This window comes from Eubacterium ramulus, assembly GCF_003122485.1.
Lineage (GTDB): Bacteria > Bacillota > Clostridia > Lachnospirales > Lachnospiraceae > Eubacterium_I > Eubacterium_I ramulus_A.
Window position 1 is genome coordinate 1 of sequence record NZ_JRFU01000051.1, and the last position, 10,241, is coordinate 10,241.

At 42.7% G+C, this 10,241-nt stretch carries 7 protein-coding genes; 6 read left to right on the forward strand and 1 reads right to left on the reverse strand.

All coding sequences use genetic code 11. The features are described from left to right. Positions 1-327: 327 nt before the first annotated feature. Positions 328-1,815, forward strand: a complete 1,488-nt coding sequence (locus tag LG34_RS04760; protein WP_109215076.1) for a D-alanyl-D-alanine carboxypeptidase family protein — start codon at positions 328-330, stop codon at positions 1,813-1,815. A gap of 164 nt (positions 1,816-1,979) precedes the next feature. Here the strand turns inward: LG34_RS04760 and LG34_RS04765 are convergent, their stop codons facing one another. Next, entirely contained in the window at positions 1,980-2,930 is a 951-nt protein-coding gene (locus LG34_RS04765) for a flavodoxin family protein (RefSeq protein WP_109215077.1), read from the reverse strand. A 308-nt stretch (positions 2,931-3,238) separates the two neighbouring features. Between LG34_RS04765 and LG34_RS04770 the strand changes: the two genes are divergently transcribed. The 5 genes from LG34_RS04770 to LG34_RS04790 form a co-directional block, all read left to right on the forward strand. After that, positions 3,239-4,138, forward strand: a complete 900-nt coding sequence (locus LG34_RS04770) for a LysR family transcriptional regulator (RefSeq protein WP_109215078.1) — start codon at positions 3,239-3,241, stop codon at positions 4,136-4,138. Between the two features lie 428 nt (positions 4,139-4,566). Continuing rightward, positions 4,567-5,841 carry an MFS transporter gene (locus LG34_RS04775; protein ID WP_109215079.1) on the forward strand — a complete coding sequence of 425 codons (1,275 nt, stop codon included), beginning with the start codon at positions 4,567-4,569 and terminating at the stop codon, positions 5,839-5,841. 475 nt (positions 5,842-6,316) lie between these two features. Then, entirely contained in the window at positions 6,317-6,667 is a 351-nt protein-coding gene (locus LG34_RS04780) for an Hpt domain-containing protein (RefSeq protein WP_109215080.1), read from the forward strand. 266 nt (positions 6,668-6,933) lie between these two features. Next, positions 6,934-8,901, forward strand: coding sequence for a diguanylate cyclase (locus LG34_RS04785; protein ID WP_109215081.1), 1,968 nt, complete (start codon positions 6,934-6,936; stop codon positions 8,899-8,901). Positions 8,902-9,091: 190 nt separating this feature from the next. Then, the coding region (locus tag LG34_RS04790) for a sensor histidine kinase (RefSeq protein ID WP_242979800.1) at positions 9,092-10,241 on the forward strand (1,150 nt) is incomplete at its 3' end.

Sequence of the window (10,241 nt, forward strand, 5' to 3'; positions counted from 1 at the left end):
AAAAGAAGATGTCAGCTTGCGCTGACCAGAATCACGCACCAAGTCTCACGTGCGTTCGACTTGAACTTAATAGAGAATCCTCTCATATCTATAAATGATGAAGGGACAGACCGTTTTCAATAAGAATTCCGTTGCTGATTGAGATAAATACTCTATAAAGATGTGCAGAGTTTTTTGGGGAAGAATATAATCAACACATTTATGGGAAAAATAGAGTAAAGGTACGAAGGTATGCAAACGACGTTCAAGGCATTCTTGAAATGAGACCTGGTGTGTAATTCCGGTCAGCGAAAGCTGCGATGAAGTTTGGCATATTTGGAGGAAAAAATGAAAAAAATATTAAAGAGAATGACAGGCATTTTCCTGTGTGTGGCAATGGCGGTTGGCATATTTGGCACAACGCCGGCTTTTGCAGAGGGGGAAGATGTCAGCGCACAGAACACGCAGGCGCAGGCAGCACAGTGGCCGACGGGACCGGAAGTGCAGGCATCAAGTGCAGTAGTAATGGATGCGTCCACTGGCACCGTTTTATTTGAAAAAGATGCGGATACACCGCGTTATCCGGCAAGTATTACGAAAATCATGACGACTTTACTGGCACTGGAAAATTGCAGTCTGGATGAGGTTGTACATTTTTCGGCAACAGCGGTATACGAAAATGAAGGTGGCACTTCCCATATTGCCAGAGATCTGGATGAGGAAATGACGCTGGAACAGTGTCTGTACGCGATCATGCTGGAATCGGCAAATGAATGTTCCTACGCTGTGGCAGAGCATGTGGGTGGTGGTGACTATCAGAAATTTATCGATATGATGAATGCAAAAGCAGCAGAACTTGGCTGCACCAATACGCATTTTAACAACTGTAACGGTCTGCCGGATCCGAATCATGTGGTCAGCGCCCGCGATATGGCACTGATTTCCAGAGAAGCGATCAAAAACAGTATGTTCCGTAAAATCGTGGGAACCGTGCGTTATGAAATCCCGCCGACAAACAAACATGCGGATCCAACTCCGCTGAACAATCATCATCAGATGATCAGCGCATACAAAGGTCGTCAAAATCTGTATGAATACTGTGTAGGTGGTAAAACCGGATGGACTTCTGATGCCGGAAATACACTGGTAACTTTTGCAGAAAAAGATGGCATGACACTGATCTGCGTGGTTATGGGATGCAGCGCAGGCGGTCAGTACAGCGATACCAGAACATTATTTGATTATTGTTTTGACAACTTTAAACTTTTTAACGTATCACAGAATGAAAACCGTTACGAAAATACGCAAAGTACAGGAAATTCTTTGTTTACAGAATGGAATGCCTTTGCAAAAGTAGACAGTACGGCACAGATCATACTTCCGGCGAATGCAAATTTTGCAGATACACAGACAGAGGTTAATTATGATCAGACAAGTGACAGCATTCTTGGAACGCTGGTTTACTCTTATGGTGGAAGACAGGTTGGAACTGCCAATGTGGTCACGACTGGAGCGAAGATCACTGCTTATCCGTTTGGGGAAAAATCTGGTACGGTAAGTAAAAACGATAACCAGACAGAGCTGTCAGAAAAAAGTGCAGAAACCGGGAACGATGCGCAGAATAAAAATACTTCTGCAACAAAATCCAATACACAGATCAGCAAAAAGAAACTGCTGTTGATCGGCGGAGGTGTTGTGGGAGCAATTATTGTCGTGCTCATCATCTGGTTACTGTATAATAATATCCGTCGTATCCATCGTAGAAAAGAAGGACGCGACCGCCGGTTTAAGACTATAAAAAATAACCGCAAGTGGAACAAGCGTGGTGGACGCTAAAATCATATTTCGGGTAATTGTGTGGTTTAAAATGTGGGTTATGAAAAGGGACTCTGCAATTTTGTCTCGTCCGCTAACAATCGCTGGCCGAGAAAAATAGCCAGAGTCCCTTTCTTTTACGTTGTGTTTTAAAACCACACTGCTTACCCTTGCGTTGTGCCACCCTAAATAGCCGGGAATTTCAGTTCTTTATATTTTCCATATTTCTGCTGAACCACATCCATATGCTCAAAGAAATCAATTCTCGTCTTAATGATCTCATTTAAGTGCTCTGCACGGGCAGAGTTTACATTTCGATCACGGATCAGACCATTCTCAGCAAGTACAAATTTGTACTCGCCATTCTCGTCTTTTACCAGATCTCCACCTGCACCACAAACTGCACACTCGAATGGGAACTCAATACCATCCCAATGTTTGTCGCCTTTGTAGATCAGTGCGGAATGACATCTCGGGCACATTCCCTGATCCGGATCACCAAGCCATCCGCGCTCTTCTACCGGAGTGTTGATTGCTTTAATAATGTTTTCGCCCATCTTGTGAGCACGCTCAATCTGCTCGTCGCGCAGTAATACGTTACCCGGACGACCATTTCTTGTGGACAGCATCTGGTCAACAACCTGTACAGACTGTGTGAACATGGTCGCGCCCATGCCTTCCAGGGCAAGTGTCTGCCAGTCATGGCAGGAACCGCCGACAGCGATCAGTCCGCCTACCATATGTGGATCTTCTTTGACTGCACCGATCTCAAGCAGGAAAGAAAGCTCGTATGCCAGAAATCTCTGTGCAAATTTCAGATACAGAGAACTTGGTGTCAGATCATAGGTCGGAACACCAACAATGATTCCGTTGCAGGTGTACATTTCCTGAACGATCTTGTCCATATCATCTTTGCTTTTTAAGATACAGCCATTGTATTTATCAAGTTTTCCCATTGCTACATCACCCATCTGCATGGTACATGCTTCACATCCGGTACAATGCTCGATGTTGTAATCAAATAAATTGATCAGTTTGCACTCAGCACCAGCCTCCTGACAGGCAAGCAGCGCTTCTTTTACTAAAATTTCGCTGTTTCCGTTGTGGCGTCCAGCCACGATACCTAAAATCTTCATTGTAAAACCTCCTAAATTTTTAATAATCTCAATAAGTAACCTGAATTTGTAGCTGAAATCCAAAAAGTAAGTTGCTATTTTATAAATGGATTTCTTGGTTAAATTCAGTGTAACAGGAAGCAACTGGTCTGACTAGTGATGTATCTTTCTCAATACATGCAAAAGTATTATAGAAATATGTCTTTTGGTAATGGATTTGTTGCAAATAGGTTATGGAAATGATACTATTTGCATGGACAATGACCTATATTTGAGAATAGATAGGTTTGTAAATAGATAAAAAATAACGGGAAGGACAGGAAACGGATATGACATTTAATCAGATCAAATATTTTGTCACAGTGGCAGAGTGCCTGAGTTTTACAGAAGCAGCAAAATGTCTGTTTATCACGCAGCCGGCATTGAGCCGCCAGATCAGTGCCATGGAACAGGAACTTGGAACGAAACTTTTTGTGCGGGATAAAAAGCGGTTGAAATTGACACCGGGTGGAAGTGTGCTGTATAACCGCCTGCTACATTTGCTGACAGACTATGAGGAGGCGGTGGAGGAAGCCAGACATGCCAATTCCGGATATGAGGGAAATCTGCATATCGGATTTCTGGATATCTATGATATTTCCGGTTTGTTTGACGATGTGATCCGGGAATTTCGGGAGGCATATGAAAATATCGAAATGAGTTTGGAGCGATTTTCTCTGAAGGAACTGCCGGAGCGGTTGTATGCCCGGGATCTGGATCTCATTTTGACCTATGGTTTTTCCCTGTATGATAAACCGGATCTTATGACCGTAAATATTCAGAAGTTTGATTCCTGCATCATGCTGAACCGAAACCATCCGCTGGCGGCGCAGGAGACGATTTCGCTGGCGGATCTGAAGGAGGAGCGCTTTATCCAGTTAGGACCGAAAGCAAGTGAGGAAGGCTATCGGTATATCACCAATCTATGCGTGCGATGTGGACTGCACCCGAATATCTTTCCGGTGGAGAAGATGGAGGACGTCATGCTGTGGGTTCAGACTGGAAATGGTGTTGCGATTACTACAAACCGCAGTATCGAAAAGCAGAATCCTCATGTAGTGATCCGCGATATTGATGTGCCGGAGGCGAAAAATCATAACATCACTATGGCATGGTGTAAGAATAATTACAATCCGGCGATCGCAATTTTTATGGAAATGCTTGAGAAAAAATTAACAAAAATTTTATAAAAATCTTATAAGATACACGATTTTAAGGGATTTGAGACAAAAATCTCAAAAATAGTACGGAAATAAAAACATTATAATGAAGAGAACGGCAATTTTTTAATAACAAAAATGGATTAACAAAAACGGCGATTTTAGAAAAAAATGTTGAAATCTGGAAAATGCAGGAAAAAATTGCAGAGTTAAATTTGTATAACGCATAACACTAATGCACAAAACGGATAAGTGAAAATTCTTTGTGCAAATTACACATAAAAGAGAAGGACGGACTGCTCTGGTTTGGTGAAAATAGATTGACTTTAAGAAATTCTTAAGCTAAAATACGGGTATCGCATTCGAAACTACCCCATGGACGTGACGGACAAATGTCTGTAGGGAGTAAGGTTTTGAAGGTAACATATGGTTTAATGGTATTATAGGAGGAAGTTGAAATGAACAACAAAAAGACCAGTAGCTGGAACCTCGGTGTAAAAGGCTACATCGTAGTTATTCTGGCGTTCTTCTCATGTTATGTGTATTCCGCACTGACATCAGATTCCCTGAACGTAACACGTGACATTTTCGTTAATGTTTTGAAACTCAATCAGGGTGCTATTTATGCAATGTCAACTATTGCAGTACCGTTTGGTATCGTTGGAAGTATTATTCTTGGTCGTCTGATCAATAAGCATTCAATCCGTCTTTACTGGGGATTAAGTATGATCATCACTGCTGTATTTACAGTAGCAATCGGTCAGATGCACAACACAGTAGGTGTTGTTGTATGTTATGTAGTAATCTACACATTCTCCCTTGCATCTGCTATGCTGCTTGCAGGTGAGATCATCGGACACTGGTTCCCGACAAAACGTGGTGTAGCCATGGGTCTGTGTACAGCTGGTTATCCGTTATCTGCAGCTACAACATCTGCAGTAGCAGGTAAGTTTGCTGAAAGTGCTGGATATTCCATGTACTATGTAGCAATCGCAGTTATTGCAATTATCGTTGGTATCGTAGTAATCCTTTTCGTTCGTGATTTCCCGGAAGAAAAAGGTGGATACCCGGATAACAACCCTGCATTCGATGGTGAGAAAGCAAAAGCTGAGCATCAGGCAGCTCTTGAGTATCTGAAAACATCCAAATGGACAGCTGGTAAATGTCTGAAAACAGGACGTATGTGGGTTCTCTGGATCGCAGTTGGTATCACAGGATTCATGTCCATGGGTATCATGTCAAACTTCGTAACAAAATTTATGGTTATGGGATATGAGCTTCCGAACGTACTTCAGATGCTTGGTATCGCAGGTGTGCTTGCTATCCCGGGATCTATTGTAGTAGGTTGGTTAGACGTTAAGATTGGTACAAAGAAAACCGGTATCCTGATCAACGCTATGGCACTTGTAGCAGTTCTTTGCTGCTTAACACATGTAACTGTATTACATTATATCTCCCTTCCGATCCTTGCTGTAATGTTAGGTGGATCTTCCAACTTAATGGTATCCTGTACAGCAGCTATCTGGGGACGTTATGATTTCAAAAATGCATTTTCAGTTATCCAGCCGCTGAACTCTGTTATGACAGGTGTTGGTATCACTGTAGTATCTGCCTGCAACAGCATTGACAAGACATGTCAGCTTGCTTACATCATCATGGCAATTATGGCAGTAGTTGGTCTGATCGCTATGTGTGCATTAAAAGTAGAGCCGATCGACAAAGACGTTCGCTAATCAGCAGAACATAAATTAGAAAAAATATTGTTTTAGTCATATTCCCTGAATTATTACAATAGGACTGCCGGACGAAGATGTTTCGCCCGGCAGTTTTTTGCTTGATAGGAAATGATACTGAAAATTCTATTGATAAAAAATAAAAGCAGAAAATAGGCATTTTATGTATACAAAGGACAATAATTAAACATGGAAAAATTTGCATAAAAAACCAAAAAGTTGTTACGTTTTACTTGTGATTCCATGTGCAATCCTCTATAATAGTTCTATATGGTAAAATGCAGGTTGCAGTATAAGGTCAAATAACACGGCAGCAAAAGGAATGACAGAACGGTAGATTAGGGCAGCAGGATAAAATACTGAAAAGAGAATTATTTGATTACAACATATCGTGAAACCACGCGTCCCTATGCGTGGCTTTTTGCATTTTATAAAGATTTATATGGATTTATAAGGTTCGATACAGGAGGACAAAATGAGTATCAAAGAGTGTTATGACAAAATGGGTGCAGATTTTGATGAGGTAATGCAGCGTCTTGGAAGTGAGAGTTTTATTAAGCGTTTTGCCGTAAAGTTTCTGGATGATTCCAGTTATCAGATGATTCTGGACGGAATTGAGGCAAAAGATGCAGAACTGGCTTTCCGTGGAGCGCATACATTGAAAGGTGTCTGCTCTAATCTTGGATTTACAAAACTGTTTGAGGAGAGTTCAAAACTGACAGAGATTTTACGAGGAAGAGAACTGGTCGGTTATGAGGAAGCACTGGCAGAAGTGGAAAAACAGTATCAGATTACGGTAGATGCGATCAAGGCACTTGACGCGTAAGGAAACATACTGCAAAAGATGAGATCAATGGTATATCAGATGGGAGATGACTCCACCTCTATAGGTGGTGAGAAACAAGTTAGTATCAGTGGTGGGAGCCAATCCCCCATCTGATATAGCCTCCGGCAGGATTACAGAGGTGCGCAGTTGAAGTATGTCATGCAATTGCATGACGCGCACCTCGCAACAAGAATGCCGGAGCATTCTTGAATTTGGATAAAATGCTATATCTTATCAATAAAGTCAGGAATGATTAAAGGAGTGCTATGATAAAGGGTATGAGTATGACTTGGGAGCAGGCACAGGCAGAAATTGACCTGTTCAGAAAAATATTTGAAGAAGTACGTCTGCTGAGTGCAGAGGAAGTTGGCAGCAACGAGGCAATTGAGTCAGAGGAAGAAAAACTGACGCAGATGTGTCAATGCAAATCCTGTTCCGAACAGGCGCGCAGTGAACACGGATGTATCGCAGCAAAGGTGCTTGTGGAAAAGAATCAGAAAACCAAACTGGAATATATCGGAAGTGATCTGTATGAGATCGTTGCCCGGTATGTGGAAATTGACGGCAAACCATATGTAATGGAGATGGCGCATCAGGTGGAGGAAGAATTGATCATTGAACGGGAAGGAATCGACCTGTCCGGAAATGTCAAGGATTCTCTGTTTGACAAGCTGTATATTGATGCGCTTTCGGGTGCTTACAATCGACGGTATTTTGAAGATTGTGTGCGAAATAAGATTGTCAATGCCGGCATTGCCATGTTGGATCTGGATGATTTTAAAGTGAGCAACGACACATACGGACATGATCTGGGTGATCGTTTACTTCATCTGGTTTCTTACACTATTATGGGTCTGATTCGTAAGACGGATGCGCTGATTCGTTACGGCGGAGATGAATTTTTACTGGTCATGCCAAATGTCTCAGAAGAAGATTTTGAGAAAAAATTGGAAGAAATTCAGTATCAGATTCATATGATACAGATTCCGGACAGCAGAGGTGTCTTTCTGTCCGTCAGTATCGGTGCTGTGATTGCAAGAAAACAGACCGTGGAAAAAGCAATGTCCCGGGCAGATAAGGTGATGTACATTGCAAAGAAACAGAAAAATTCCATTGTGACTGAGTGGGATAGAGATCGTCATCCCACGGACTGGAAGAAGCATTACAGTGACGGTACAAAGCAGAAAATTCTGATTGTGGACGATTCGGAAATGAACCGTGCGATTCTCTATGAAATGTTGCATGACGATTTTGAAATTCTGGAAGCAGAAAGCGGGGAGCTGTGTATCGATATGATGAAACAGTATGGCAGAGATATTTCTCTGTTGCTGCTGGATATTGTCATGCCGGGAATGGACGGCTTTGCGGTGTTAGAGCAGATGAACCACCAAAAATGGATCGAAGATACACCGGTTATTATGATCTCCAGTGAAAATTCTGCAGCATATATCAGAAAAGCCTATGACATGGGCGTTTCTGACTTTATCAATCGACCGTTTGATGCCAATGTAGTTATCCGACGTGTATACAATACCATTAAATTATATGCAAAACAGCGCCGTCTGACCACGATCCTGACAGAACAGATCAAGGCGAAGGAGCAGAGCCGCAAGATCATGGTGGCAATTTTGAGCCATATCGTAGAGTTTCGTAATGGAGAGAGTGGTCTACATGTACAGCATATCAATGTGCTGGTAAAAATGTTGTTGGAGCGTTTGCGGCAAGTGACCGATAAGTATCATATTTCCTGGTTAGAGCAGGATATCATTGTGATGGCATCGTCGCTGCATGATATTGGAAAAATCGGTATCGACGATAAAATTTTGAATAAAAGAGGCAAACTGACTGCGGAAGAATTTGAGATCATGAAGACACATACGCTGATTGGTGCGTCCATTCTGGAAGATCTGGAATGGTATCAGGAGGAACCGTTGGTGAAAATGGCATATTCGATCTGTCGCTGGCATCATGAACGCTATGACGGCAAAGGATATCCGGATGGTCTGAAGGGAGAGGAGATTCCGATTGCTGCTCAGGTGGTTTCCCTGGCAGATGTGTACGATGCGCTTGTGAGCAAACGTGTATACAAGGAAGGTTATTCCCATGAAAAGACAATAGAGATGATCCTGAATGGAGAGTGTGGTAATTTTAATCCGATACTGATTGAGTGTCTGAAGGATATACAGTCAGATATACCTGACGAAGTCTATCGGGGGGGGGTAAAATCCTGCTAGGTGCATGATTATCGGAAAGAAATATTGAGAAAGTCAAATTTGGAGAAAAAGAACTGTCTGCGTATGAAAAACATGCGCTGGCAAGCTTTTATCATAAAATGGTTACATTGTGTTATGAAAGCAGTAACCGGTGGTGGAAATTAATGATGCGTTATTATTATTGTTTTGAATTGTCAGGGGGACATGAGTTGTGGTAACTGGAATCGCAGGTGTACTGACCGTGATCGGCGAACATTTCTGGCTGGTTGTGATCGCATGTATTGAAGTGGCAGTGGCATTTATTTTGCTTGGAACTGCTTACAAACGAAAAAAATACAGAAATGACCGGTCAGGCGGAGCGCAGATCGAAGGTGTGGAGCGAGACTTTTTAGAAGCCTGCAATGACTGGAGAAATGAGGCGTGCATTATGGTTCGCCGGGAGGATCTCCTGCCGGTTTATGCTACAGACAGTTTTTATGACATGCTTGGTCTGAATCTGCGGATGCTGCAGGAGGATATTCGAAATATCGGACTTAATATGGCAGATCCGGAGGATGAGAAAAGGCTCTGGAAAAAGTATGAACAGTGGGATGGCAAAGAACCGTTGGAAGAATCGGTCAAATGGAATACCGGAAAATGGCTGCTGCTTGGATTTCGACGGACAGAGGATGGTGTCTATGATCTGATGTCTGTGTATGAAATCACACAGTTACATGAGAAGATTCTGCAATACGAAGATCGTCTGGATGCAGCAGAAGAAGCAAGTCAGTCCAAGACAAGTTTCCTGTACCGGATGTCCCATGAGATCCGTACCCCGATGAATGGTATCATGGGTATGCTCCGGCTGGCAAAAGAGAAAATGGAACCACAGGCTCCGCCTATGCAGTATCTGGACAAGACCGAAGAACTGGCAGGACATTTGCTGGCACTGATCAATGACATTCTGGATATGTCACGTATTGAGGCAGGCAAGGTAGAGCTGGAGCACAAACCGTTCAGTTTGAATCGTATGCGTGAGCGCCTGTACGATATGTTTGCCAAGAACCTGGAAGCAAGAAATATCCGTTATGCGGTTAATTTTGAAGATATTACAGTGGATTATGTGGTTGGTGATGAACTGCGTCTGGATCAGGTGATCATCAACTTCCTTTCCAATGCCGTAAAATTCACCTCCGAAGGTGAGATCATCGTCACCTTCCGTCAGATGATGATCCAGGAACAGACACTGGATCTGATGATCAGCGTGCGTGATACCGGTATTGGTATGGATCCAAGTTATGTACAGCGTATTTTCCGCCCGTTTGATCAGGAACATTCTGACACGGTGAAGAAGTACGGTGGAACCGGTCTGGGTATGGCGA